We start from the raw sequence: 25985 nt of genomic DNA, 5'->3' as shown, positions 1-25985 counted from the left end.
AGCAGCTTGCAAATAGAGAATTGGCGTTCTTCTTAAATTACATATCAATGTATTGGAAATGGGGCTTTAGGCTATTAATCGGATTTTTGGGGCTGTGGCTACTTCTGGATCTGGGTTCCCGTCTGGGAGCAGAAATTTTTTGGTTTCGGGAAGTCGGCTATCTGCAAGTATTTTTGTTGAGGCTGCTGACTCGTGGTATTTTGTGGGTAGTCGTGGCTGGAATAACTGCTGCCTATCTACTGTTAAACCTGGCTTTAGCACAACGGCTAAAATATTCCCAGTCTCTAAAGATTGAGCAAGCAGAACTCAATAGTGAATTAACAAATTTTCTCAGTCCTAATTATCCAAGACGCAACGAAACCCAGATACTTGCGCCACAAACCTTTCAAGCATTAAAATTGCACTGGTTATTACCCTTAACTCTGATAACCGCTATATTGATTGGGTTAATGCTGGCTCACTATGGTCAAATTGCTCTTTTCTATTGGCATTCTCCAGTTAATCAGGCTATTCTACCCATTCCCGCTCTATTTCGACCGGAGACAATCTGGCAACTTTTGAGGCAGATTGTCTCTCAAGTCTGGTATCTCGGTTTAATTGGGGGAGTAGCGATCGCCATCTTAATCTATCCCCAATTTTTACTCACTGCGATCGCAATTCTCTCTAGTCCCATTTTTGCCTTCATCATATTCCGACACTGGCCCAAGGTGCTGCAATATTTGCACCCTACCCTTTTCAACAGCACTGAGCCTTTATTTGGTCGAGATATCAGCTTTTACGTATTTTCCTTACCCTTTTGGGAACTGCTAGAACTCTGGCTGATGGGATTATGTTTGTATGGCTTCGTCGCCGTTACTCTCACTTATCTCTTGTCGGGGGATAGTTTGAGTCAAGGAATTTTCCCTGGTTTTTCGCCCCAGCAGCAGCGTCATTTATTCGGTATGGGTGGCTTGTTGATGCTGGTAGTGGCTTTGAGTTATGGGCTGAGTCGCTACGAACTCGTGTATTCTAGCCGGGGAGTGAGTTATGGTGCTAGCTATACCGATGTGACAGCCCAGTTGCCAGCTTATACCGTTTTGTGCATTGTGGCAGTAGCGATCGCCTTTTACCTCCTTTGGCGAACGTTTTTCTGGAAACCCAAATCTCGGTATCGTCGCTTTGTCTTTTACGGGTTAGGGGTTTATTTAGTATTAGTTGTAGCTGCTAATGTTGTTTTACCTACTGTGGTGCAATATTTAATTGTTCAACCTAATGAGTTGCAACGAGAGCAACCCTACATTCAGCGGACTATTGCCTTAACTCGTCAAGCATTCGATTTAGAGGCGATCGATGTTAGAACCTTCAACCCGCAAGGAACACTGACTGAAGCTGACATCCAAAAGAACGACTCGACAATTCGCAATATTCGCCTATGGGATGAACGACCACTCTTAGAAACTAACCGTCAACTGCAACAAATTCGACCATATTATCGCTTCCCCGATGCCGATATCGATCGATATACTCTGAAAACAGATGCAACTTCACGCCGACCCTCTACCCCACGAAAGCTACCAGAACCTAAGCAGGAAGCAGTTGAATCAACAGAACGGCGGCAGGTACTGATTGCCGCACGGGAATTAGACTATACTGGCGTACCACAGGAAGCTCAAACATGGGTTAACCGCCATTTAATTTATACCCACGGTTTTGGGTTTACTGTTAGTCCAGTTAATACAGTTGGGGCGGGTGGTCTACCAGAATATTTTGTCAAAGATATTAGCGGTGATAGTAGCGCTCTGACAACTTCTAGTAAAGCCATTCGTGAAAGTATTCCGATTGGGCAACCACGAATTTATTACGGTGAAATCGCCAATGCCTATGTAATGACTGGCACAAGAGTTAGAGAGTTAGACTATCCTAGCGGTAGTGACAATGTTTACAACTCTTACGATGGTCTGGGTGGTGTTGAAATCGGTTCAGCATGGCGACGCTGGCTATTTGCCACGTATTTGAAAGATTGGCAGATGGTGCTGACGCGGGACTTTTTGCCAGAGACAAGGGTGCTATTGCGGCGAAATGTCAAGGAAAGAATTCAAGCGATCGCACCCTTCCTAAAATTTGACAGCGACCCCTATTTAGTTGCTACTAACGCTAATCAAGATTTCCCCAGTAATCCCAGTTATCTTTACTGGATTGTTGATGCCTACACAACGAGCGATCGCTATCCTTACTCAGACACTGGTAGCGATGGGATCAACTACATTCGTAACTCGATCAAGGTAGTGATTGATGCTTACAACGGCAGCGTTAATTTTTATATTGCCGATCCCAACGATCCAATCATTGCCACTTGGTCAAGGATATTTCCCAACACCTTCAAACCGCTCAGTACTATGCCAGTGACTCTCCGCAGTCATATCCGGTATCCAGTGGACTTCTTCAAAATTCAATCTGAGCGGTTGATGACCTACCACATGACCGACGCCCAAGTATTTTACAACCGGGAAGACCAGTGGCAGATTCCTAATGAAATCTATGGCAGTGAACCCCGTCCGGTAGAGCCATATTATTTGATTACTAGTTTACCCACCGTAGACTCTGAAGAATTTCTTCTGTTTTTACCCTATACTCCCAGACAGCGGACTAATTTAATCGCTTGGTTAGCGGCGCGATCGGATGGCAAAAACTACGGTAAGCTGGTGCTATATGTCTTTCCTAAAGAACGCCTGATTTACGGAACAGAGCAAATCGAGGCGCGGATTAACCAAGATCCAGTAATTTCTCAGCAAATTTCCTTATGGAATCGCCAGGGTTCGAGAGCGATTCAAGGCAATCTACTAGTAATTCCCATTGAGCAATCACTGCTGTATGTCGAGCCAATCTATCTAGAAGCCACACAGAATAGTCTGCCAACTTTGGTACGGGTAGTAGTTGCTTACGAAAACCGGATTGTCATGGCACAAACCTTAGAACAAGCATTGCAGGGAATCTTTAAACCAGAAGTTACACCAGCCCCGGCGATTATCCGTCCCTTTGAAGAAGCAGTCCCACCAGGTTAAGTAGGGGCGCAAGGACTTCATTGGTAACAATAGCTTGACTTTATTAACTTTGAATGCTAAGGAACTAATAGCAGTAATTGAACATAGTGTAGCAGCCATAGCGCCGGGCGATCGCCTATTTATCCCCCTATCCTGGCGGGAGAATATCTTTTAAGCCGTTTACAAGCAACTTATGGTAATTCGTAATGACGCTCTCTACGTTCGCGCAGCGTGTCGAAGACAGACGCTAAAAGCGAACGCGGACTCGCTACCGCTACGCTAACGTAATTAAGAAAGACATTTAATATGAAAACCTACGACTGGATTGTGGTTGGCGGCGGAATTACGGGTGCTGCACTCGCTTATGAACTGGTTAAAAGTGGGTTTTCTGTACTTTTGTTGGAGCAATACAGTAGACCAGAGAATGCAACTCGCTATAGTTATGGTGGGCTTGCCTATTGGTCGGGTACTACACCACTAACTCGGCTATTGTGCAAAGAAGCGATCGCACGTTACCATATCTTATCTCAAGAGTTAGACGCTGATATCCAATTTCGGGAATTAGATTTATTACTGACTATTTCAGCCCATAGCGACCCAGAAACAACTGCGGCATCATATAATGATTGTGCCATTACACCCCGTTTACTCAGTATTCAAGAAGCTTGTGAGTTGGAACCGCAGCTAAATCGAGAGGCGATATCTGGTGCGTTAACTGTCAAACACGGTCATATTCATCCAGAAAAAACATCACTTGCTTACATCCAAGCTTTTGAACGGGCTGGGGGTGAAATGCAGATTACCGAAGTATTGCAAGTATTGCAACATGGTGTAAAAACCACCACTGCAACTTTCCACAGCGCTAACGTTGTCGTTTGCGCGGGTGGACTCAGCCGCCAGCTTCTCAAGTCTGCTGGTGTTTCCATCAAGCTGTATTTTACCCACGCAGAAATTATTGAAACCCCAGCCGTTGATGTCAAGTTACGCACCTTAGTTATGCCAGCGAATCAGCAACGGTTTCAACTAGAAGCTGAATCTACTCAAGTTGATGAATTATGGGATGAACTTGGTAATGAGTTAGTACCACCGATTTTAGATGTGGGTGCAATTCAGTTTCAAGATGGTAGTATCCGCATTGGTCAAATTAGCCGTGCGATCGCAGATCCTCATGCCAAGGTAAACTCAGACGTAAGCGAAAAATGGTTGCGAAGAAGTGTTGGTCAAGTTTTGCCAGCATTGGGTAATTTACCAGGGACTTGGTATCACTGCTTAGTAGCATTTAGTAGCAATCAACTTCCCTTGATTGGTGCTATTCCAGGATTGGAAGGCGTTCATATTTTCTCTGGGTTTAGTAATCCCTTAGTACTTATACCACCTTTGGCGAAGCGCTTTGCTAATTTTGCAACTAGTCAGGAAGATGAAATTATTACAAAAATACTAATCTAGTCTAAACTCCAGTCATTAACCCGTCTCCACTATGTGGTGCTTGTTCAGCAGGTACCTAGCTTACCCTTCAGGAAGGCAGCTATCATGCCCAAAGCCGCCTCCGCTGCATTCAGCGTTCCGACGTTCCCCGGAAAGACGTGCGTCATTCCCTCCCACACATGAACCGTCACATCAACCCCCTCGGCATGGGCACGCTTGGCATAGCGGCGCGTGTCATCGAGAAGCACCTCGCTCGTTCCGACGTGAATTTGAATCGGGGGCAGGCCAGTGAAGCTGCTGTAAAGCGGCGAGACCAGCGGATCGTGTGGATCGTGCCCTTGCAGATAGCTCGCGCCAGCCATTGACAGCACCTCCCTCGTCAACAGTGGATCGTCGTCTGCACGATCCTGTAAACTCAGTCCTGTCAAGGCCAGATCCGTCCAGGGTGACATTACAACGGCAGCGGATGGGGCGACGCCACCGCGTGCAAGAGCATCGGATTGTGCGACTGACAACAGGACGAGAGCAAGACCGCCACCGGCTGAGTCTCCGACGATCGCGATTTTCTGAGCACCCTGTTCGACGAGTCCGCGGTAAGCCGCCTTCGCATCGTCCAAGGCGGCTGGGAAGGGGTGTTCCGGCGCGAGCCTGTAGTCTGCGACGAACGCGGATGCGCTCGTGTGCGCGGCAACCTGACCGGCGAGATGCCGATACGCGTGCGCCGAACCTAGCACATAGGCTCCTCCGTGAAGATGAAGGATAGCGACGCCCGGATGTGAGTTCTGCGGGTGGCACCAAACGCCTGCGACACCCCCGACTACACCTTGTTCGTAGCTTACACCCGGCGCGTCCGGGGTTTTCTCCTGGATTTCGTCGAAGGCACCGCGAGCAGCCGATCCACTCAGCTTGCCTTTGGAGGGAGGAACCTCCGTCCGCATCGCAGCGATGGCTTCACCATCCTTTTCGGCAAGCGGATGGTGGATCTCGGCTGCATAAGCATTGCTGTGTTCAAGCTTCTCATTGTTGGACTGCATCTTTTTTCTCCATTGCTTGGTAACAATTCGTTCGGGCACCGCTTGGCAGTTTGTGCTAAGTTGCCAGTAAAGACGGGCTAACGAACCCAAGCTCAGTGACAGAGGCTGGCGTCAAGCGTGGTAATACGCGAGAAAGCTCACCGCTAGCCTCTGTTCGCTAGAGCGCGTCGTTAGGCGGGGGATTCGCGAGGGAACGCAGAACTTTGATTGCCCCACCCCCACACCCCCAGAGATCGGCTAATAGTTAGTGAAGTGATGCTTCTGATTTTCTTGAGATCATCACCAGCGTCATGTCCCGAGAAGCTCGGGTACGAAAATGTCCTCGCAAGTGAGCCGCCGCTTTGACAAGCCCTGCTCAAAATGATATCGCAGGAAAGTGTCAACAGCCTTGCGGTTCGCCTCCAGGCCGTAGGGCCACCAGTCGTCACCCAGCAAGGTGCGATCCTCGTCCACAAGTTTGCTGAACCAAGGCATCATGGTCGCCATGTTGTTGAAAATCATGCCCTTTTTATACTGCTCCCGGACGGCATCTTTAGCATCGCAGAAGCCTTTGTAAACTGCCTTCACAATTTCGGGCCGCTCCGAGGCCAGTTCCTTGCGAACGACGACCACGTGCATGATTGGAAAAATACCCGTGCGCTGGTAATAGGCACGCTCGATCGCCTCATAGTCTTCAAACAGATGGGCGACCTTCGGCGACTTTTCCAGCACGCACTTGGGTACATCCGCAGCAATCAGCGCATCAATTTCTCCCTCTTTGAGCATTTCTCCCAAATCCGTTTCTTCGGGAGCCTGTTCAACTTCAACGTTCGCAGGGTGCGGGTGCGGAATGAAGTCAACCGGCTTCAAGGGCCAGTCAAGCGTGCCAACGATCCAACGGCACTGGTCGGGCGTCACGCCATAGTCGTCCGACAATATCCCCTTGGACCACACACCCGCGTCGTGACCGTAGACCGCAAACTCGCCGATGGTTTTGCCCACAAGATCATTCGGTGTTTTGATGCCGCTCGCCTTGTTGATGTAAATCGCCGAGTGCCGGAAACAGCGATTCAGGAATACAGGAATGGCGATGAAAGGCGGTTCTTCAAAATCCATCGTACGTAGAAAATACGTCATTCCAAGTTCTGACACGTCAAAGGCACGCTTTCGGATCATGCCTTCAAAAACTTCGGTGACGATGGGGTTGCTGTGAAAAATGGCATCCACTCCATCAATTTTGACAGTGCCATCCGCCAAAATGCGAGTCCGGTCGTATTCCCCGAAGGCAATTTCAAGTTTCGTATCATTCATGCTATTGTTTCGTCTCGAACAATTCTGTTTAAGTGTGGTGCGTTTGCCCTGGCCCGCAGCCGCCCAAACCGAGGCTCTGAGACGGCGACTGGCAACACAAGAGCCGACAAGCAGAGAAAGCCCAAGCGCCAGCCTCCGTTCGCTGGAGCGCACTGCTTCCGGCGGTGCGATTAGACGGACTTCTTCGCAAATGCTGGATACGGCGCGAGCGGCAAAATCTGGTAGTCAGCGTAATCAACCTTGATCAGCGGAAAGGTGTCGATCATCTTTTGCAGATGCTCCGGTGACTCCGCTTCAAAGAGAACGGCTGCGCCGCGATTTTTCGTGTCCAGTGCCCACACTTGACGCAGACCTCCCTGTGCGTAAAGGACTTGCGCTTGCGCCTGCTCTTCGAGTTCCCGTTCCTGGAAGTCAGAGGGCATTCCATCAGTCTCGAATTTCTGTTTGGGTGTGAAGATAACAAGATATTGCATATAAAACCTCTATTTAGCTTACTTGGTTGTAAAAACTTCATTCAGAAATTGGCACAGTCCCTGTGTTGTGGAAAGCGGTAATCTGCCAGGTGTTCTCCTTGCGGGTTGTTACGGCTGTCCAGACACCTGTATTTTCTATTCGATGTACTTCATCAGGACTCTTCTGTCCAGTAGTTTTCCAAGTGGTATGTGCGACTGCCACATTCGGGGTGAGGAATTTAATTTGGGTGTCAGTAATAGTCATCTGGCTATCGCTTAAGAACGACGCCAACGCCTGCGCGTGTGCTTGTTTGATCTCGGTTCGCCCTTTAAACCAACGACCTATGACGTCCACGAAATCGCCATCCTCGGCAAACAACGTCGCCAAGTGCTCCGCATCTTTAGCGTTCCACGCCTCGGCAAACGTTGTCATCATTGCTTTGATTACCGCTTCATCCTTTGCACTGGTTTCTGTTGTAGACATAATGATTGTTCTCACTAATGATTTGTATTCAAGAACTACCGCTTAGGAGCGCAGCACCTTGAGTGCCACCTGGGGAAATAGCCTTGTAACACCAGCGAACTGTACCCAAATCGTCGCCATCGGCTCTAGTGAACGGGCATTACGAAGGGTTGTGTTGCCTCAACTCTTTAATTTCCATCTGTTTGTCCAGAACTGTCCTGGATACTCAACAAACACGCTGCCGGCCCCAAAAAGAGAGCGTAAGCCGAAGAGTTCTTAGCTATTTGCGATCGTCACGGCTTGATGAAGGTATTCGTTACTGTCAAGCTGGGCAAGCATGAAGTCAGCCAAGTCGGCACGGGTAATCTTATGCGCCTTCTCACCCGTTTCGGGATCGAAGACTCGAACGTTCCCCTTGGCGGGGTCGTCGCTGAGGATGGTTGGGCGAAGAATCGCCCACTCCAGACCGCTCGACTTGACAGCAGACTCCATTGCCGCTTTGTCCTTGTCCGCGCCGCGCAAAAAGGTCGCAATCAGTAAACGCTCATACAGAGTGGCATTCGCTTCACTCTCCCCTTCGCCAATCATCGAAGTTACCACCAGACGGCGCACACCGTTTCGCTGCATGGAAGCGATGATTGTGTTGGCGGCGCTCGATTCGAGCGTAGTTGCCTTGTAAGGCTTTTTGCCGCCAATCGTGTCAAGAACAGCGTCTTGACCAAGGACTGCTGCGTCCATCGTGGTACTGTCGGTGGCGTCACCTTCGATGATGCGAACGTTCGAGACCTCGTATTCGTCAGCTTTGTGAACGAAGGCCGTGACCTGATGACCAGCGACCACAGCCTGTTCGACTACAGCTCTACCGGTCTTGCCAGCGGCTCCTATGACTAAGACTTTCATGTTTTAACTCTCCTATGTAACGCTTAGTGGATTTTTCGGTCATAGAAATGCGGTCTCGATCAAGACTTCTCTGCAAATGCAGGATCTGGGGCGAGAGGGAAGACCTGGGTGTTAGAGTAGTCAGCCTCGATCAGTGGAAAGCTGTCGATTATCTCTTGCATATGCTTCGGTGACTCCGCTTCAAAGAGAACGGCTGCGCCATGATCCCTCTTGCCCAGCACCCACGATTGCCGCAGAAGTCCCTGCATGTAGAGATGTTTCGCTCGCGCCTCTTCCTCAAGTAACAGTTGCGGGAAGTCAGAGGGCATTTCATCGCTTCCGAATTTCTGTTTGGGCGTGAAGATAACAAGATATTGCATATAAAACCTCTATTTAGCTTGCTTGTAAACTCCGATCGAATCGGAGGTCCAAAGGGTAACACGGAAGGTGTTTTTCAAACGGGCTTTCATTTCGGTGGCGACTGAGTGTCCGCTGGGATGCTCAAAACAATGTGAACCCACCGTAGTATTTTTCATTCAAGGCTTGATTTCATAACGTGCGATCGCTTCGATTTAAAGTTTTCTCTGTACTTGACATCTTTTAGTATGATTAATCAACCTGTATAGATAAAGGGGGTTTTTATGAATTGATTGTTTGTAATATTGGACAATAGCAGAGTGCAGATACTCTCATCGCAGTGAGTGCAGGTTATGGACGATTTGAATGCTGTTTTAGTATTTCTCAAAGTCGCGGAACTAGGAGGATTTGTCGCAGCAGCACGATCGCTGGACTTGCCTAAATCTACCGTCAGTGTGAAGGTCAATGAGCTCGAGCAACGGCTAAAAGTCCGATTATTTCATCGCACCACGCGGCGGGTTTCTCTAACTGAAGAAGGACGGCTGTATTACGAAAACTGTTTACCCATTCTCGATGCGTTACATGACGGTGATGATGCGATCGCTAGCTTACAGGAGCATCCGCAGGGTATTATGCGAGTGACAGCCACCGTGTTGTTTGTGCAGTCTTTTCTCGCACCCAATTTGCCGGAGTTTCTGCTGACCTACCCCGATATTCAAGTGATTCTCCATGCCACGACTGAATACAAAGATATTGTGAAAGAAGGGTATGATCTAGCGATTCGGATTGGGGAATTGCACGATTCATCCCTGATCGTGCGGCGGATTAGCACAGATCGCATGAAACTCTTTGCCAGCGCGACCTATCTCAAAACCGCTGGCGAACCAACAGCAATTGCTGATTTGACCAGTCATGCGCTGCTTTGTATGGCTCATCGTCAGAACAATGTGACCTGGACATTGCACAATGAACAGCAGGAAACAGTAACGCTCTCCTTTCGTCCACGACTACTCAGCAATGACGTTGCCCCCATTTATCAAGCAATCGTTGCTGGAGTAGGAATTGGGCTGCTGCCGGAATTTCTGTTTCAGCAGGAGTTACAGGGTGGGGATATAGTAAACGTCTTGCCTCAATGGTCACTGGCTCCAGTCCCAATTAACGCACTTTATCCTAGCCGAAAATATATTCCCACGAAAGTCAAGGTCTTTCTAGAGTTCCTTGAGCAAAAGATGCGCTAAGGGACTTCCAGAAAATAAACTATACAGAAAATTAAAATCATAATTTCTTACTTCTTTGAATAAGTCTTTATACTCTGCACAATATCCATCTACGAGCGCAACTGTTGGGTAGGCATCTCTTGCCAAATGTCTCAGGATTTGTAATTCTACATCCATTGCCCTACTTACCTTGTAGAGTTTCATCTTTTGATTCTTTTATTTATAATATTCGGAAAGTGACAGGAGAGGGATATGTGGTGCGCTGATTTTAATTCAATCTCATACTTGGTTAATTGACAATTGTGCATCTTGTCTGTCTAAATAAATAATTAGAGTTCGCCTAATTTTCAGTAAAGGAACAACAGCAATGTCTTCCATTGAGGACAATAAAATAATTGCTCAACAGTGGTTTGAATTTATTAGCGAGCATAAGATTGAAGATATTTGCCAGATAACTGCGCCCACTTGGAAAATGCATGGTGGTTTACCAGGACTTCCCCTTGGTCCTGAAGGGGTACGTAAACTCTTTGGTTCATTTGGCCCTATCGATCAGAAATGGACAATTGAAGACGTAATCGCTGAAGGTGATAAAGTTGTTGTGCGTGCGACTAATACCTGCATCCAAGAGAGTTTTCTTGGCATACCTGGTCGCGGTCGTCAGCAGACATTCACCGCTACGTTCATTCATTATATTGTTGATGGTAAGATCGTCGAAACCTGGCGAAACGCTGACGATCTTGGACGGGTTCTTCAACTTGGAGCACGGATTGAGCCAGGAATATCTGAGTAGTAGCATGACCTGACTTAATATTTAAAACTATTGTTGTATTAACCAGCTATCTGTTCAGCGCCGACTAGATTTTGAAAAAATATAACTGTTTTTAACATTTTACAATATCAGATGTTCGTGGATGAGAAAAATTTTTCTTCTCCATAACGTATTGCATAGATATGAGAATCTTTATAAAGTTAACAAACTTTAATATTAAAAAGTTTGTTTTTTATTACGAAAACAAACTTTTTTGTATAAGGCGTCACTTTTTACTAGTAAACTATCGCACTAATATCACACTTTAAAGATTGATATTGTCAGCTTCCAATCAGTTAGCTGATTCATCAAGAGGAAAATTCATAAAAAGATGAGAAGACAATTTAACCGACGCAAGTTTATAATCTACGGTTCTTTAACTTTTGGAAGCAGCTTTTTTTTGAAGGCTTGCGCGAATAATCCTCCAACTGCTACAGAAAGTCCAGCCGCGCCTCCAGCTGCTTCCCCAGCGGCGGCTACTGCTGGTGGCACCATCAAAGTAGGTATTTTGCACTCTCTGAGTGGTACGATGTCTATTAGTGAAAAAAGCGTTGTCGATGCTGAAAAATTAGCAATCAAAGAAATTAACGCTGCTGGTGGTGTCTTAGGTAAACAAATTGAAGCAATTACTGAAGATGGTGCTTCTAACTGGGATACTTTTAGAGAAAAGGCAACTAAGCTAATTGACCAAGATAAAGTAGCTGTAGTCTTTGGTTGTTGGACTTCTGCTAGCCGCAAGAATGTTAAGCCAGTATTCGAGAGCAAAAATCACATGCTCTGGTATCCTGTGCAATACGAAGGTCAAGAGTGTTCTAAAAATATTTTCTACACTGGCGCGGCGCCAAATCAACAAATTGAACCATCTGTTGATTGGCTGTTAAAAAATAAGGGCAAAGAATTCTTCTTAGTTGGCTCTGACTACGTTTTTCCCCGAACAGCTAATACCATCATTAAAGCTCAACTAGAAGCTTTAGGCGGAAAAACAGTTGGTGAAGATTATTTACCTCTTGGTAACACAGAAGTTACACCAATTATCACTAAAATAAAGCAAGCTTTGCCTAATGGTGGCGTGATTTACAACACCTTAAATGGTGATAGTAATGTTGCTTTCTTCAAACAATTGAAAGGGGCTGGATTGACACCAGATAAATATCCCTCTATGTCTGTAAGTATTGCCGAAGAAGAAGTTAAAGCAATTGGTGTAGAGTATCTCAAAGGTCATTATGCAGCTTGGAACTATTTCCAAACAGTAGACACACCTGCTAATAAGAAGTTTGTAGCAGCTTTCAAAAAAGAATACGGTGAAAATCGGGTGACAAATGACCCAATGGAAGCAGCATACATTGCAGTTTATTTGTGGAAACAAGCAGTCCAAAAAGCTGGTACTACAGATATAGCTAAGGTAAGTGCTGCGGCTTATGGTCAAACTCTAGATGCGCCTGAAGGTAAAGTGACAATGGATGCCAATCATCACATATCCAAAATTGTGCGGATTGGTCAAGTTAGACAAGATGGTTTATTTGATATTGTCTATGCTACTCCAACAGCAGTTGAGCCAGTTCCTTGGAATCAATTTGTGAAAGAAACTAAAGGATTTGCTTGTGATTGGAGTGACCCTGCTAAGGGTGGTAAGTACAAGAAAACCTAAATAATTCGTAATTTGTAATGGGCTTCGCCCCGCTACGCTAACGTAATTCGTAATTAATTACCAATTACGAATTAGTCAATCTTAACTTTGTATGGTGTGTTATGGCGAAGTGCAACGCACCATTTATCTCGGTGCGTTACGACAAAAATGTTTATTGTCACTATGTTTAGTGACTTGCGCTGTAACACAGTTTATACCTAATTACGAATTAGTATGTGGAGAAATAAGTGTTAGCAGGATTCTTAGAAGCTGTATTTAATGGTATTAGTATTGGCGCTGTATTATTGATTGCCGCGTTGGGACTAGCCATTATATTTGGATTGATGGGCGTTATAAACATGGCGCATGGTGAATTGATGATGTTCGGCGCTTATACAACTTATGTTGTGCAAAATGTCTGCAAACAATTGGGTGGGGTGTGGTTTGAAGTCTATATATTTTTGGCTTTGATTATCGCGTTTATATTCACGGCTGGTGTGGGATTAATTCTAGAAAAAGGCGTGATTCGTTATCTCTATGGACGCCCATTAGAAACTCTATTGGCAACTTGGGGGGTAAGTTTAATTTTTCAGCAGTTTGTTCGCAGTGTGAATTGGGTATTGATAATTGGTATCGGCTTATTTTCTCTGCTGTTTTTTGGAGGTTTATGGATTTTAAATTCTCGCACAGATTTGGGAAGGGTTCGTAACTGGATTGTGGCGGTGATATTTTTATTATCGCTGGGGGTGACAATTACAACAGGCAATTTATTGAGTCAAACTTATCAGTTAGCAGTAACTCAACCTTGGTTTGGCGCTCAAAATGTGGATGTTACAGCACCGAGTTGGTTACAAGCAGGGATATCTTTAGGTGGTGTGCAATTGCCCTTTGCCAGATTATTTATTATTGCTTTAACAATAATCTGTGTGGCAGGAATTTACTTATTTTTACAACGTTCTAGCTGGGGTTTAAGAATTCGGGCTGTGACGCAAAATCGGAGTATGAGTGCTTGTTTAGGTATCCCAACTCAAAAGGTTGATGCGATTACTTTTGCACTTGGTTCTGGTTTAGCTGGTGTGGCTGGATGTGCGATTAGTTTGCTTGGTTCTGTAGGGCCAAATACGGGACAAAACTATATTATTGATACTTTTATGGTGGTTGTCGTTGGAGGTGTGGGCAATTTAGCCGGGACGATTGTGGCTGCTTTAGGTATTGGTACAGCTAATTTTTTAATTGGTTCTGGAACTCTGGCTTTGTTGTTGACTCCTGTTAAACCTTTGGCAGATTTGTTTACTTTTTTTGCCACGACAAGTATGGCTAAGGTGATGGTGTTTGCGCTAATTATTGTGTTTTTGCAGTGGAAGCCTGGGGGGATTTTTCCGCAGAAGGGACGTACTGTTGATGTTTAAAACGAACCGCAAAGACGCAAAGGACGCGAAGAAAGAATGAGGAAGAAGGGAGGAGGGTTATTAATTGAGGTGGGGGTGGCGATCGCGATCGCACTTTTCCTTATAATTATTATGCCACTGGTACTGTCGGAGTTTCGCCTGAATTTGTTGGGGCGATTTTTATCGCTGGCGATCGCAGCTTTGGGTATCGATCTGATTTGGGGTTATACTGGTTTACTAAGTTTGGGACATGGTATTTTCTTTGGTTTGGGTGGATATGCGATCGCAATGTACCTGAAACTCCAAGTCCCGACTGGAGAATTGCCTGATTTCATGGGACTTTATGGGGTTACTGAACTTCCCGCCTTTTGGCAACCTTTTTATTCTTTTCCTTTGACAATAGCTTTGGTGGTACTAATTCCAGGGTTATTGGCGGGATTGTTGGGATATTTAGTTTTCCGAAATCGCCTCAAGGGTGTTTATTTTTCCATCTTGACTCAAGCCGGAACTATTGTATTTTTCAACTTCTTTAATGGTCAACAACAATTTTTCAACGGTACGAATGGACTGATAGATTTTACAACTTTGTTTGGCGCAACGGTCAGCGATGCCAAAACACAGTTTATTTTCTATACGCTGACGGTAGTGTTTCTCGCAATCACCTACGGAATTTGTCGCTGGTTGACAACTGGACGCTTTGGGAGGTTGTTGATAGCGATTCGGGATGATGAAAGTCGGGTAAGATTTTCTGGCTATGACCCTACAGATTTTAAGGTGTTAGTGTTCGCAGTTTCAGGTGCGATCGCAGGTATAGCAGGAGCATTCTACACCATTCAGAGTGGTTCAGTATCACCCAGAGCAATGGATATTGCCTTTTCCATTGAAATGGTGATTTGGGTAGCTGTAGGCGGACGCGCTACTTTAATTGGGGCGATTGTCGGAACTTTGTTAGTAAATTATGCCCGCACTTTTCTAAGCGAACAATTTGCCGAAATCTGGCTATTTTTCCAAGGCGCATTATTTTTGATAGTCGTCACAGTCCTTCCCGACGGCATCGTGGGATGGTTGCGTAGTCAGAATATTTCTGTTTTCAACCGCCGTCAAGAAATTTCTACATATCCCACCTTGGAAGAAGACCCGGAAGTGCAACATGAACGCGAAAATATTGGAAACTGAAAATGTAACTGTTAGTTTTGACGGTTTTAAGGCTTTAAACCAGCTTAACTTTAGTATGGATGTGGGTGAATTACGAGTAGTAATTGGCCCCAATGGTGCGGGAAAGACAACCTTTCTGGATGTGATTACGGGGAAAGTTCAGCCAACGGTGGGGCGAGTTTTATTCAAAGGAAGAAATCTGCGTTCTTTACCTGAATATAAAATTGCCCGATTAGGAATTGGGCGCAAGTTTCAAACACCCCGAATTTACCTGAACTTAACACCCCGTGAAAATTTAGAAATTACCAGTAACAAGAAGAAAAATGTCTTTTCTACTTTGTTTGAACATTCTAATGCTATTGAAAAAAATAATATTAAAGGATTATTAGAAACTATTGGTTTAACGCCAAAGGCAGATATCAGAGCAGCTTTACTTTCTCACGGAGAAAAGCAACGTTTAGAAATTGGGATGTTAGTAGCACAGTCTCCAGATTTATTACTTGTTGATGAACCTGTTGCTGGTTTAACAGATGAAGAAACATACAACATCGGCGAATTACTTTTAGCACTAGCGCAGAGTCATTCAATTTTAGTAATTGAACATGATATGGAATTTGTGCGTCAAATTGCCAAGAAAGTAACAGTATTACACGAAGGTTCGGTATTGTGTGAAGGTAATTTTGAAGAAGTGCAAAATGACTCTCGTGTGATTGAAGTATATTTGGGAAAACAGGAAGAATGAAACGATTAGCAATACGCATTTTTATACCCGCTCAACAACTTCATCTTTTTCCCAAATAACAGATTCTTCCATTGTCCCAAAACTGGAATCTAAATAGTTGATTGACAAAATATACTTTTTCCTAACCTGTCAAGGATGGTCAAAGATAGTCCCAGACAACTCAAAAAATTCAAGAGTTTAAAAACCAATTAATTATTAAGCATTTATTAAATGTTTGCTTAACTTTCTTAACTGTATTAACTGTCCTTGCATCTTCGCCATAATTCTAAGAAAATGTCTCCTTATAAAAGACATAGCACTTTTGCTATTGATTTAGTCTCACTTGTCACAAGTAAAGCCATTCAAAATACATAGTTATCTTAGGTATAACATTGCAATGTCAAACCAAAATAAAGAGCTAGAGCTGTCTCTCTTACGCCTTCATGATTTATTAGAAAGTCGTTGGTTATCTCCCGAAAGAGTTTTTAGTGCTGCTGACGAAAATGGGGATGGACATATTACATGCGATGAATTCATGCTCTTTTTGTCAACATTAGGCATATCAGCATGGTCTGAACAAGATAGTAGATTAATTTTCGACCATTTTGATGAATCTGGTGATGGTGAAATTGACCTGAAAGAATTTGAGGATAAGATGCTTCAAATCAGTCAGGTTGCCAAAAAAAAGGTCACGTATCACAAAGTAGATCCAATCCCTGTAGACGAAAGTACACGTTTTGTTTCGCTAGTTGCCCACAATGAGATGAAGAGTGTTTTGCTGAAATTTGTAGAAGAACAACATGACTTCTTTTCACAAGTTCCCTTGGTGACAACCGGAAGTACAGGAAAATCTTTGGAACAGCGATTAGGGATACCTGTAGAAAGGCTCGTTGCTAGTGGTCCACTAGGAGGCGATCAGGCGATTGGAGGTATGATTTCAGAGAATAGAATTAGTGCAATTTTCTTTTTCAAAGACCCGCTAAGTTCCCATGCCCACGCGGCAGATATTGAAGCACTTACGCGTTTATGCGATGTTCATCAAATTCCTTATGCTACTAATCGAGCTAGTGCAATTGGTTTACTTATGGCACTCAAGGAATTGGGGCTTAATTGGCAAATAGAGTCCGATGAAAATTCAATTGTTAATAAGTATAAACTAGGGCAGTCTCAAGTAATTACTGCCCTAGCACAAAATAAGTAAGTAAGTCGCTAGGGAATTTTCAAATTATGGGGGATGTAGGGGTACGTTAAGCTGCGCGATCGCATTTCCTATTTCCCTAGTAATTATGGTCGGTTTGCGCTGTTAAACACCTACTCTACTGTTAGGGTCCAATCAGCAATTACTACTGATTCCATACAAGTAGCACCTGTAAATACCTTATCCTCATACTGTCCCTCCACCCACTGGCAAATTGTAATTTGTTGTATCTGTGGGTCAACAATCCAATACTCTAATATTTCCCTAGCAGCATACTCCGTCCGCTTATAGCGATAATCACGAACACTGTTTGCTGTTCCCGAAGAAACAATTTCTATCACTAGCACAGGCAGCGGCATATCACGGGTGAGGGTAGCACGAGTAGCACCGATAAGGGCAGCATAAGATTCTTCTGTGTGAACCATTAAGTCAGGTAAACGACATCTCGCCCGTCGCCCCGCCACCTCAATTTCTGTATCCTTGTGAGCAACTAAATAAAATGCGAAATGTTTTAGTAGTTCAACAAATAGAAATCTTGCCAGATTGCTATTCTCCTGACTTTCTGGCGGCATCTCGACTAGTTCTCCATCCACCAACTCATAGCGCGTGTCTGTACCATCGTCATAGGTAAGATACTCCTCAAAGGTCAGCAGTTTTTGGGTTTTCGTCCTTTGAGTCATTTGCTTTGCCTTCTTACCCTATACAGACTACCACTTTTTCTAAAACGCGGGATGTACGTTTTTGACGAGACATAAATTTGCTCTTTTAAGATACTTCTAGTTAAGAAGAATAGTAGGTTGGGTTGAGGAACGAAACCCAACAAAGCCAGTTTTAGTTTTTAGCCTTAACTGAACCGTAAATATCTAGGCATAAATAAATTTCTTGTTTGTAGTAAGGACTAAAGTCCTTATAATCCTTGCTCTGATCGATAAATCGCTTACTACAAACTAGGAGTTTATTTTATATTTAATTATGCCTACCTACTGATTATCCTATATCCTATTATCAAAACTTGATTATTCAGTGGATAAGAATTTGTCAAAGCCAGTTACCAACTAAAACATAAGGTGCCCAGTAACCAGGACGACTGTAATTGGGATAATCTTTTAACAACTTTACTTGGGCACGACGCAAGGCTTCACCCTTTGTCACCTGATTTTTAACTAACTCACGGTAAAATTCACCAATTAAGATCGCAGTAGATTTATCACTGATATGCCATAGTGAAGCCAAGGTACTACGGGCACCGGCTTTCACGGATGCTCCTGCCAGCCCTAGCGTGGCGCGATTGTCACCAGTAGCGGTTTGGCAAGCACTTAACACCAGCATTTCCAAGGCTTCTGAGCGAGTTTGATCTCGACGGCGCAACAGGCTATCAAATTGCGTAACGTTGATTGGCCCATCATCTGCAAGTATAAAAGTATTCTCAACATTGGAGCTAAATTGACCGTGAGTTGCCAGATGTAAGACATTAAATGGTACAGTATTTACCTTACTCTCTAGGTTTTTGCTGTTGAAGTCTCGATCTAGTAACTGGGTGGTAGAGGCGATCGCTTGGGAAATAGAATTGAATTCTGATTTAATTTCTGGTAATGGTGGAAATCGCTGTTTAAAGCCTTGTGGTGGTTGCACTAACCCGGCAGCTAGTACATTGAGTTTTGTTTGTGTCAAGGGTTTGAGTGCGAGTAACTGGAGTCCTAAGCTGAGTGCTACAGAGTATTTTTCTACCAGATATTGCTGACCGTCATACAATATAGCCATTGGCACATTTCGCAATATTCCATCCAGTACAAATACAAGGGTTTTGACTCCACTATCTTTTAAATCTGACTCAATTTCTTTGATTAACCACCTATAGACTTCCTGTGATAACGCTTGCACTTCCTCAGTCCGATCGGGTTCTAATAGATACTCTCTGAGTTGTTTTATAGTACCTTCTACCTCATTTTGGGACTTATTTACTGTATAATTACGCAGTGGTTGTTTAGGAATTTTGACAATCACTTGCAGTTGATCGGGCAGAATAATTGGATAAATAATTGCGGCTGTGGGATTATCTTTATCTACCACTGTGTCAAGCAAAACAGTTTTGGCATTAATGCAAGCTTCCCGAAAAAAGTCGTCTAATTCCGCTAGTTGCAGTGCTTCAATCCTCTGTCTAGCTTTGTCTAGGATTGGTTCGCTGGGATGAGTTTGCTGAAACTGCAACAATAATTCTACGGACTCTCGATATACAGGTTCTACGCTTTCTTTAAAGGAAAACTGGACATCTCGATTCACAACTACTAAGTCACTACGGAGAGTCTGTAACTCACCGATCGCAGTATCATAGCTGGCAATAGCGCCCTCAATCTCTTTTTGCTGTTTTAACAAGCGTCCTAACTGCCAATGCCAACGATAAGCGATATCTGGGGCATTGATTGTTTGGGCTATGTTCAGTGCCTGTTGGGTGAGGTTCTGGGCTATTGACCATTGTTTAGTTTGTTCGTATACACTGCCTAGAGTCCCAAGAGCAAAGCTCTCGGCTCGTTTATCTGCCAAATCTTGAGCTTGTTGCAGGGCCCTCGCGCAGATTTGAGCGATCGCTTCGGGTGTAGTTCCGAATTTCATCAAGCTTTGAGCTAGATTAATCTGCGCATAAATAGTTGTCACAGAAGCAGGTAGTTGTGTCAGTTGAGTTTGGATTTGCGGCAATAATGTCTGCACGGCGGCTGTTTGTCCCGTGTTCACTAGCAAGTTCAACTGATTAACTTGAGCCTGAACTTTGCTAATCGGGTTAGGAGCGATCGCAGCAGCTTGCTGATAAAACTGTATTGCACCCTTAAAATCTTGCTGTACTTGTGCCGTGTTGCCTAAACTGAATAAAGCCGCGCTCACATCCTGGGGAGAATCCAATTTTTGGGCAATTGACAAACTTTGCTGTAATACCTGACGAGATTGATTCAAATCTCCGGCTAATTGCAGAGCATTGCCAAAAGACCGTAATTCTACTGCTTTACTAACTGAATTAGGTTTTGATTGTAACTCCTGCTGCAATTGAGTCAAGATTGTCAAACCCCGACGGTAAAATCCCAAAACTTGCCATGCTTGTGCTTGATTGATGCGATCGCGGATAATGCCATTGCGATCGCCTAATTGCTTATAGCTGGCTTCCGCACGTTGCCAGGTGTTAAGTGCCTGTTCAGCTTGTCCCAAGTCTAGTTGAATACTACCTTGAATATCTAAAATTGGAGCCAAAACCTGAAGATTTTGGGCAGGAGAGGATTTTTCGAGCAACTTCAAGCTATCTGTAATTGCCTGTTGCGCTGGTGGCAAATTACCGAGTTTTTGATATGCCAACGCCAAATTACTTAATGCCACAGCTTGCTGCAATTCATTGCCTTGGCTGCCAAAACTTTTAACTGCTTGTTGCAAAACTTTAACCGCTTCTGCAAATTTTCCTGCCTCATACAGCACTTTCCCCTGTTGTAGCAAGTCTTGTGTTTGTGCAGGAGGATTTTTGATTAACACTCCAAGAGTTACGATATTTTGTGTCTCTATAGTTGCAGCAACAGGAAAAGCAGTAACGCACAAAAAAGCTGTCACCACAACCAAGAGTACGAAAACAGGCAACTTATGGATTTTAAAGAGATGAATCAACCATATATTAAATCCGTCACATATCCGTTGCCACTGATTGTTTTTATGAATCTTGGGTTTCATCGGAATTCCTCCCTTAAATCTTGGAGTAACGAATTATTGACCACAAGACATGGCAGAGGGAATAAAAGAACTTTCCACAGATTGAGCCACGGTTAATTTAATTTCATCATAGATTATCCTCTAGATGGGAGTTAAATTTTATAAACTTAGAGCAACAAACGTAATATTGCTACTAATACCTTGTCCTAAAGGACACGCTACGCGAACACTAATCTACTTTGATATAGAAAAAACCTAAGATTTGACACTAATATCTGATTTTTGGATTTTTGAAAAGATACGTAGGGGAGCCAGTAGCATGGATTTCCTGTTTGAGCAGAGTACTGGCGTTGCGTTAGCGTTTCGCGAAACGCACCCTACAAATCTTAATTTTGTTCAAAAATAAAACCGGATTGATACAAGTCCTGTTTTAAACCAAAACGATGTCAAGACTAGGAATAAATCCGCTCCCTAAATTGCTTTGGAGAGAGGCAAATTGAACCGATGCGATGGCATCAAACGGAGATTTATCAAAAGACAAAGCACCTGTGCTGTTGTTATAACTAAACTGACTGGTAGAACTGGCACCAAATCCAAATTGAGAAATTTGAATTTTATCTCCTTCAAAGTACTTAAAGTCTGCAATGTAATCAATTCCATCAGACAGAGAGTCGAAGACAAATTTATCGGCTCCACTTCCTCCCACAAGGTAATCGTTGTCTGCACGACCATTTAAAATATCATTGCCGTCGCCTCCGTAGAGAGAGTCATTGCCACTGCCGCCATTAAGATAGTCATCGAAAGCCCCAGCATTCAAGATATCATTGCCACCATTACCGTATAGGGTGTCAGTGGTATTGTTGAAGGTAAAATTATCAACTCCGTTACTGCCGTTGAAGGAAACTTTTTCGATGTTATTGAAGGAAAAGCTGTAGGCACTGCTGACATTAGAGTAATCGACTACGAGTAAATCAATCCCCGTGCCGCCATCTATATAGTCATTAACTCCAGATCCAGGATTAAGGGTATCGTTACCATCGCCTCCGTAGAGAGAGTCACTCCCACTACCTCCGTCAAGATAATCATCGAAAGCCCCAGCATCCAAGATATCGTTGCCACCATTACCGTATAGGGTATCAGTGGTATTGTTGAAGGTAAAATTATCAACTCCGTTACCGCCTTTGAAGGAAATTTTTTCGATATTATTGAAGGAAAAGCTGTAGGCACTGCTGACATTAGAGTAGTCAGCTACGAGTAAATCAATCCCCGTGCCGCCATCTATATAATCATTAACTCCAGATCCAGGATTAAGGGTATCGTTTCCTCCGAACCCAAAGATACTATCAGTAAAAATACTACCGATAATATTGTCATTTCCGTTAGTTCCACTATAGGTTGGCATTTTAATTATTCCTCTGAGTAGTAAAAGTTGAGCTAAGTGAATCTCCCTGCTGAACTCATATACAATGAGTTTTATTTTTTATGCACCCCAAGCAGAAATTTTGTATTATCGGTCGATAGACTTCTTGCACAAGTAGGGAAATGGTATAAGAAAAAACCCTTTTCCCAAACCACCGCAGAAGTTGTTGGCACGGTGATGCCAGTATTGTCTCTGCCTCCCTTGACAGCGTAAGTAATACCAATTTGAAAAAAGAATGCGACAAATAGACCATTTGTAGAGACGCGATTCATGAGCCAGCGCGTTGCGGGGGTTCCCCCCGTTGTAGCGACTGGCGTCGCGTCTTTACTTTACCCAAGGATGTGTTGCAATCATTAATTGAATTGGTACAAGTATGCATAAAAACTGAACTATGTGAAGACAAGTAAATACGGAGAATAAATCTGCCGAGGTAACTAAAATATATGAGTGCTTGTTTAAGAGTATTCCTGAGTTCGGAATTCCTCCCTTGAATCTTGGAGTAACGAATTATTGACTACAAGACATGGCAGAGGGAATAAAAGAACTTTGCACAGATTGAGCCACAAGCATAATATTACCGTTACCATCAACGATCCATCTTTGAGCCTCCACAATCGGCTCGGTAGATTTGGTCATAGATGCAGTAGATGATTTCTCCGTGATGGCTGTTGCTTGTGCGGGCAAATCTACCCAACCAGTAATCACTGCTCGTCCTCGCAATGGTTCATTAGGACTTTGGGGTAATCCACCGCGTCCGGTAGCGATAAAACGATTAGCGGTTTGTTGTCTTCTGGGAGTGCAACCTTGAGCAATTTGTCGGGATGCATCCACGAGGTTGGAGGGTAGTTGAGTTAATCCGCGACTAGGGTCAGTATCTGGACTGTTGATAGTTACTTCCCCACTCACTCCCAATTCCGAACTCGCTGTAATATCACTGTTTTCGGTTAAGCGTTTTTGCGGCAGAATACCGAAAATACCGTTTGTTGTAATGTTAACTCTACCACCAGTTCCAGTGAAGGCGTTAGCGCTGATATCGCTATTTTCTTTAGGAACAGCGACAATGAAAGGGCTATTAATGATGAGATTACCGCCATCGCCACCGAATTCGCTACTGCCGGCAGTGGTAGAAATTTGACTATGATTGCGTAGTAATAATAAGTCTTGCAACTTCAGGGTAATATTACCACCATTCCCCGCTCTGGTTATTGCGGCGATCGCTCCTTGGTTATCCAGGCTCAGAGAACGAGCTTGGATCTCTAGGTCGCCTGCCGTCCCCGCTCCGGTACTACTGACAGTGACTTCACCTCCATCCCGAACACTCATCTGCTCAGTTTCAATCTTTAAACTTCCCCCCCTACCAGTACCTTCTGGCGTCACCGCAGCGCTGATTTGGCTGTTAAAGTTACCATTTGGTGATTTTCCAACGACTTCCACAGATTTCGACGCATGAATTCGCAATCTACCTGCATTGCCCACTCCAGCAGTGCCAACCGATATTATTGCACCACCTCTCACACTCAAGCGATCGGTTTCAATTGTTAAATCGCCACCATTGCCTCTGGGTGGAATAACTGTTTCATCTGCGTCTAGTTCAATACCTGCATTAATCCCTGTAGCAAAGAGGTTATCAACAGGTGTATCCAATACCTCTACTTCAGAAGCCCGAATTGTGAGATTACCAGCGTCGCCTTGACCAAAAGTAGCGACTTGCACTTTGCCTCCATGACTGACACTCAAGCGTTTTGTCTCAATAGTCAAGTTGCCACCGCGACCCTCACCTCTAGGGTTTACCTGAGCGAATAAGCCAGCAGGATTTTCAATATTAGATGTAAACGATTTGATTTTTCCACTGATTTCCACTGACTCCGCAGCGTGAATAGTCAAATTTCCTGCAAACCCTTTACGGTAAACACTGCTTCCCACTTGACTATCAATGATATTCATCGTGACAGTTTCAATGTTTATATTGCCAGCATTCCCTTGTCCAAAAGTACTGGCAGATAACTGTCCTTCTCGGACAATCAACTGATTGGTATTAATTACCAAATCTCCCGCTGTTCCTGTACTTTGTGTTTGAGTCAACAAGCTGCTAGGAAAGGGAAATAGACTATTACTATTAGTAGCAAATCCTATCAGTTTAACTGATTGGGAGGCATTTACCGTCAAACTTCCTCCAGCCCCACTACCGTTAGTTCGAGCTGAAATCGCTGCTCCATCTTGGATTAACAATTGATTGGTATTAATCGTAATCTTTCCTGCGGGCCCTGTGCTATAAGCGTTAGAACTTATTTTGCTAGGATACCATCTATTAGGAAACTGCGGCAGAATCGCAGTACCGACTAGCTGCACTGATTCGGCATTTACTGTTATACTCCCTCCAACCCCTTTACCTTCGTTATCGGTTATGATTCCGGCTCCGTTTTGGATGAGTAACTGTCTAGTGTTAATTGTGATGTCTCCGGCGTCTCCCACTCCATTAGATGCAGCAAATATACCAGTAGAGCCTAAATTGGGATTATCTGGAATACCGATTATTTGAACTGATTCTGAGGCATTCACGGTCAAGTTTCCTGCCACACCTGCATTTGTTGTACTAGATGAAATCTTTCCTCCTGCTAAGATTTGTAACTGTCTGGTGTTAATTGTCAGGTCTCCTGCATCTCCTGTCCCAGTACTTTCAGCAAATAAACCGCTACGAATTCCAGTAGGTGATTCTCCAACAACTTGCACTGATTCGGAAGCATTTACACTCAATCCTTTTCCAGGTAATGCTCCTAAAGTGCTGGCTTCAATCTGGGAACCTCCATTGACTGTAACTTCTTTACCCCACACCTGAATAGCGCCGCCACTTTCACCACTGGTACTAACCAAGGCTTGATTACTGAGTGAAATATCGGCTTTAGCTACACTATCAGGAACAATCAAACTCAAATTATTACCATCCACATTCAGTCCGACTGTCCCCTCACCTGCAATTCCTGCCAATTCCACTCGCCCACCCGGAGCATTCAATTTACCTTCGTTGATGGCAATTTCTCCACCCACTAATAGTAAACTCCGATCATCTGGCACTCGTAGACCAAAGATATTATCTTCTACTGGTGCAATTGACCTGTTTTCAATTCTGCCAGCCTGAAGTTGATTGAATAGTAAAGCGGAAGGATTAACTGTTAGTAATGAAGAAGGAGTCTGAGGATTAGTTGCACTAAATTCCAAGCCATTGCCAAACCCAAAAGAATTTGCCGTACTCGCTACAAAGGAACCCGCTACATCCAGCCGTGCATTGTTCCCAAATAAAATTCCATTGGGATTGAGAAAAAACAAATTTGCGCCACCATCTACCCCTAAAGTGCCGAGAATATTGGAGATATTACTTCCCGTCACCCGTGTGAGAATATTTTTAATTCCTGTGGGATTGGCAAAATAAACACGCTGCAACTCACCCACATTGAATTCCTGGAAACTATGGAACAGGTTAGTACCGCGAGTTGCTCCACCATCAATGCGGTCAGCAGCACTACCTTTAATATTGACATTGGGAGTGATTATTGAAGAGTTATTACCCAATGTTCTATCAGGCGTAATCTGGGCTAAGGCGTGATTTTCAGAACAAAATATGCCCTGAGCAAGCACTCCAATAATGCCAAAAACTTCTAATAGATCTGAGTGCCAATTCCTATCTTTACAGGTTGTCATATCAGAACCAGCCTCGCTTGCTCATTTCCTACCTGTGAATATGCAATTTTCTTACGCCACAGCTTTGAGCCACATCTTCAAGGGTTTTCAGCTAGCCGTCCCGATCAATTTTTCTACAATTAATTTCAGCAGATATTTTAACTAGATCGGAGTA

General features: G+C 44.1%; 19 protein-coding genes and 1 pseudogene. 9 read left to right on the top strand and 11 right to left on the bottom strand.

All coding sequences use genetic code 11. The features are described from left to right. Positions 1 to 47: 47 nt before the first annotated feature. Both V7K44_RS06775 and V7K44_RS06770 read left to right on the top strand, forming a co-directional pair. Positions 48 to 3041 carry a UPF0182 family protein gene (locus tag V7K44_RS06775; RefSeq protein ID WP_334929851.1) on the top strand — a complete coding sequence of 998 codons (2994 nt, stop codon included), beginning with the start codon at positions 48 to 50 and terminating at the stop codon, positions 3039 to 3041. A 285-nt stretch (positions 3042 to 3326) separates the two neighbouring features. Then, positions 3327 to 4466 carry an NAD(P)/FAD-dependent oxidoreductase gene (locus tag V7K44_RS06770; RefSeq protein WP_334929849.1) on the top strand — a complete coding sequence of 380 codons (1140 nt, stop codon included), beginning with the start codon at positions 3327 to 3329 and terminating at the stop codon, positions 4464 to 4466. 44 nt (positions 4467 to 4510) lie between these two features. Here the strand turns inward: V7K44_RS06770 and V7K44_RS06765 are convergent, their stop codons facing one another. The 6 genes from V7K44_RS06765 to V7K44_RS06740 form a co-directional block, all read right to left on the bottom strand. Then, positions 4511 to 5479, bottom strand: coding sequence for an alpha/beta hydrolase (locus V7K44_RS06765; protein ID WP_334929847.1), 969 nt, complete (start codon positions 5477 to 5479; stop codon positions 4511 to 4513). Positions 5480 to 5767: 288 nt separating this feature from the next. After that, the gene (locus V7K44_RS06760) at positions 5768 to 6769 is read right to left on the bottom strand and encodes a hypothetical protein (RefSeq protein ID WP_334929845.1); all 1002 of its coding nucleotides are present in this window, start codon (positions 6767 to 6769) and stop codon (positions 5768 to 5770) included. A 170-nt stretch (positions 6770 to 6939) separates the two neighbouring features. Then, entirely contained in the window at positions 6940 to 7242 is a 303-nt protein-coding gene (locus tag V7K44_RS06755; protein WP_334929843.1) for a muconolactone Delta-isomerase family protein, read from the bottom strand. Between the two features lie 37 nt (positions 7243 to 7279). Next, a complete protein-coding gene (locus V7K44_RS06750) occupies positions 7280 to 7705 on the bottom strand; it encodes an SgcJ/EcaC family oxidoreductase (protein ID WP_334929841.1) in 426 nt (141 codons plus the stop codon). Positions 7706 to 7960: 255 nt separating this feature from the next. Then, positions 7961 to 8584, bottom strand: coding sequence for an NAD(P)-dependent oxidoreductase (locus tag V7K44_RS06745; RefSeq protein WP_334929839.1), 624 nt, complete (start codon positions 8582 to 8584; stop codon positions 7961 to 7963). 59 nt (positions 8585 to 8643) lie between these two features. Next, the gene (locus V7K44_RS06740) at positions 8644 to 8943 is read right to left on the bottom strand and encodes a muconolactone Delta-isomerase family protein (protein ID WP_334929836.1); all 300 of its coding nucleotides are present in this window, start codon (positions 8941 to 8943) and stop codon (positions 8644 to 8646) included. Between the two features lie 330 nt (positions 8944 to 9273). Between V7K44_RS06740 and V7K44_RS06735 the strand changes: the two genes are divergently transcribed. Then, the gene (locus V7K44_RS06735) at positions 9274 to 10158 is read left to right on the top strand and encodes a LysR family transcriptional regulator (protein ID WP_334929834.1); all 885 of its coding nucleotides are present in this window, start codon (positions 9274 to 9276) and stop codon (positions 10156 to 10158) included. Positions 10159 to 10179: 21 nt separating this feature from the next. Here V7K44_RS06735 and V7K44_RS06730 read toward each other — a convergent pair. After that, a pseudogene (locus tag V7K44_RS06730) lies at positions 10180 to 10314 on the bottom strand (IS701 family transposase); the annotation flags it as partial. Positions 10315 to 10504: 190 nt separating this feature from the next. Between V7K44_RS06730 and V7K44_RS06725 the strand changes: the two are divergent. The 6 genes from V7K44_RS06725 (at position 10505) to V7K44_RS06700 (ending at position 17037) form a co-directional block, all read left to right on the top strand. After that, positions 10505 to 10927 (top strand): ester cyclase, encoded by a 423-nt coding sequence (locus V7K44_RS06725; protein WP_334929832.1) that lies wholly within the window; start codon positions 10505 to 10507, stop codon positions 10925 to 10927. Positions 10928 to 11276: 349 nt separating this feature from the next. Next, positions 11277 to 12593, top strand: a complete 1317-nt coding sequence (gene urtA / locus V7K44_RS06720; protein WP_334929830.1) for an urea ABC transporter substrate-binding protein — start codon at positions 11277 to 11279, stop codon at positions 12591 to 12593. A 227-nt stretch (positions 12594 to 12820) separates the two neighbouring features. Beyond that, complete coding sequence (gene urtB / locus V7K44_RS06715; protein ID WP_334929827.1) at positions 12821 to 13981, top strand: urea ABC transporter permease subunit UrtB; 1161 nt, start codon at positions 12821 to 12823, stop codon at positions 13979 to 13981. 36 nt (positions 13982 to 14017) lie between these two features. Then, positions 14018 to 15136 carry an urea ABC transporter permease subunit UrtC gene (gene urtC, locus V7K44_RS06710; protein WP_334929825.1) on the top strand — a complete coding sequence of 373 codons (1119 nt, stop codon included), beginning with the start codon at positions 14018 to 14020 and terminating at the stop codon, positions 15134 to 15136. Further along, the gene (gene urtD / locus V7K44_RS06705) at positions 15111 to 15857 is read left to right on the top strand and encodes an urea ABC transporter ATP-binding protein UrtD (protein WP_334929823.1); all 747 of its coding nucleotides are present in this window, start codon (positions 15111 to 15113) and stop codon (positions 15855 to 15857) included. Before urtC ends, urtD begins: the two co-directional genes overlap by 26 nt. A gap of 376 nt (positions 15858 to 16233) precedes the next feature. Beyond that, positions 16234 to 17037 carry a methylglyoxal synthase gene (locus tag V7K44_RS06700; RefSeq protein ID WP_334929821.1) on the top strand — a complete coding sequence of 268 codons (804 nt, stop codon included), beginning with the start codon at positions 16234 to 16236 and terminating at the stop codon, positions 17035 to 17037. Between the two features lie 110 nt (positions 17038 to 17147). Here V7K44_RS06700 and V7K44_RS06695 read toward each other — a convergent pair whose 3' ends face one another. The 4 genes from V7K44_RS06695 to V7K44_RS06680 form a co-directional block, all read right to left on the bottom strand. Further along, on the bottom strand, positions 17148 to 17714 hold the full coding sequence (locus tag V7K44_RS06695; protein ID WP_334929819.1) for a Uma2 family endonuclease: 567 nt from the start codon (positions 17712 to 17714) through the stop codon (positions 17148 to 17150). Positions 17715 to 18072: 358 nt separating this feature from the next. Next, on the bottom strand, positions 18073 to 20736 hold the full coding sequence (locus V7K44_RS06690; RefSeq protein WP_334929817.1) for a CHAT domain-containing protein: 2664 nt from the start codon (positions 20734 to 20736) through the stop codon (positions 18073 to 18075). Between the two features lie 409 nt (positions 20737 to 21145). Beyond that, positions 21146 to 22117, bottom strand: coding sequence for a calcium-binding protein (locus V7K44_RS06685; protein ID WP_334929815.1), 972 nt, complete (start codon positions 22115 to 22117; stop codon positions 21146 to 21148). 525 nt (positions 22118 to 22642) lie between these two features. Beyond that, positions 22643 to 25831, bottom strand: a complete 3189-nt coding sequence (locus V7K44_RS06680) for an S-layer family protein (RefSeq protein ID WP_334929813.1) — start codon at positions 25829 to 25831, stop codon at positions 22643 to 22645. Positions 25832 to 25985: the final 154 nt, after the last annotated feature.

This window comes from Nostoc sp. (genome assembly GCF_036917235.1).
GTDB lineage: Bacteria > Cyanobacteriota > Cyanobacteriia > Cyanobacteriales > Nostocaceae > Nostoc.
Note: the sequence above shows the minus strand (reverse complement) of the source record. Positions and strands in the feature narration are given on the sequence as shown.

Excerpts from the sequence above, each read along its gene's own strand:
- V7K44_RS06685 (WP_334929815.1), bottom strand. The coding sequence starts at position 22,117 with ATGCCAACCTATAGTGGAACTAACGGAAATGACAATATTATCGGTAGT.
- V7K44_RS06750 (WP_334929841.1), bottom strand. The coding sequence starts at position 7,705 with ATGTCTACAACAGAAACCAGTGCAAAGGATGAAGCGGTAATCAAAGCA.
- V7K44_RS06745 (WP_334929839.1), bottom strand. The coding sequence starts at position 8,584 with ATGAAAGTCTTAGTCATAGGAGCCGCTGGCAAGACCGGTAGAGCTGTA.
- V7K44_RS06760 (WP_334929845.1), bottom strand. The coding sequence starts at position 6,769 with ATGAATGATACGAAACTTGAAATTGCCTTCGGGGAATACGACCGGACT.
- V7K44_RS06775 (WP_334929851.1), top strand. The coding sequence starts at position 48 with ATGTATTGGAAATGGGGCTTTAGGCTATTAATCGGATTTTTGGGGCTG.
- urtD (WP_334929823.1), top strand. The coding sequence starts at position 15,111 with ATGAACGCGAAAATATTGGAAACTGAAAATGTAACTGTTAGTTTTGAC.
- V7K44_RS06770 (WP_334929849.1), top strand. The coding sequence starts at position 3,327 with ATGAAAACCTACGACTGGATTGTGGTTGGCGGCGGAATTACGGGTGCT.
- V7K44_RS06740 (WP_334929836.1), bottom strand. The coding sequence starts at position 8,943 with ATGCAATATCTTGTTATCTTCACGCCCAAACAGAAATTCGGAAGCGAT.
- V7K44_RS06695 (WP_334929819.1), bottom strand. The coding sequence starts at position 17,714 with ATGACTCAAAGGACGAAAACCCAAAAACTGCTGACCTTTGAGGAGTAT.
- urtC (WP_334929825.1), top strand. The coding sequence starts at position 14,018 with ATGAGGAAGAAGGGAGGAGGGTTATTAATTGAGGTGGGGGTGGCGATC.
- V7K44_RS06690 (WP_334929817.1), bottom strand. The coding sequence starts at position 20,736 with ATGAAACCCAAGATTCATAAAAACAATCAGTGGCAACGGATATGTGAC.
- urtA (WP_334929830.1), top strand. The coding sequence starts at position 11,277 with ATGAGAAGACAATTTAACCGACGCAAGTTTATAATCTACGGTTCTTTA.
- V7K44_RS06755 (WP_334929843.1), bottom strand. The coding sequence starts at position 7,242 with ATGCAATATCTTGTTATCTTCACACCCAAACAGAAATTCGAGACTGAT.
- V7K44_RS06725 (WP_334929832.1), top strand. The coding sequence starts at position 10,505 with ATGTCTTCCATTGAGGACAATAAAATAATTGCTCAACAGTGGTTTGAA.
- V7K44_RS06765 (WP_334929847.1), bottom strand. The coding sequence starts at position 5,479 with ATGCAGTCCAACAATGAGAAGCTTGAACACAGCAATGCTTATGCAGCC.
- V7K44_RS06700 (WP_334929821.1), top strand. The coding sequence starts at position 16,234 with ATGTCAAACCAAAATAAAGAGCTAGAGCTGTCTCTCTTACGCCTTCAT.
- V7K44_RS06680 (WP_334929813.1), bottom strand. The coding sequence starts at position 25,831 with ATGACAACCTGTAAAGATAGGAATTGGCACTCAGATCTATTAGAAGTT.
- V7K44_RS06735 (WP_334929834.1), top strand. The coding sequence starts at position 9,274 with ATGGACGATTTGAATGCTGTTTTAGTATTTCTCAAAGTCGCGGAACTA.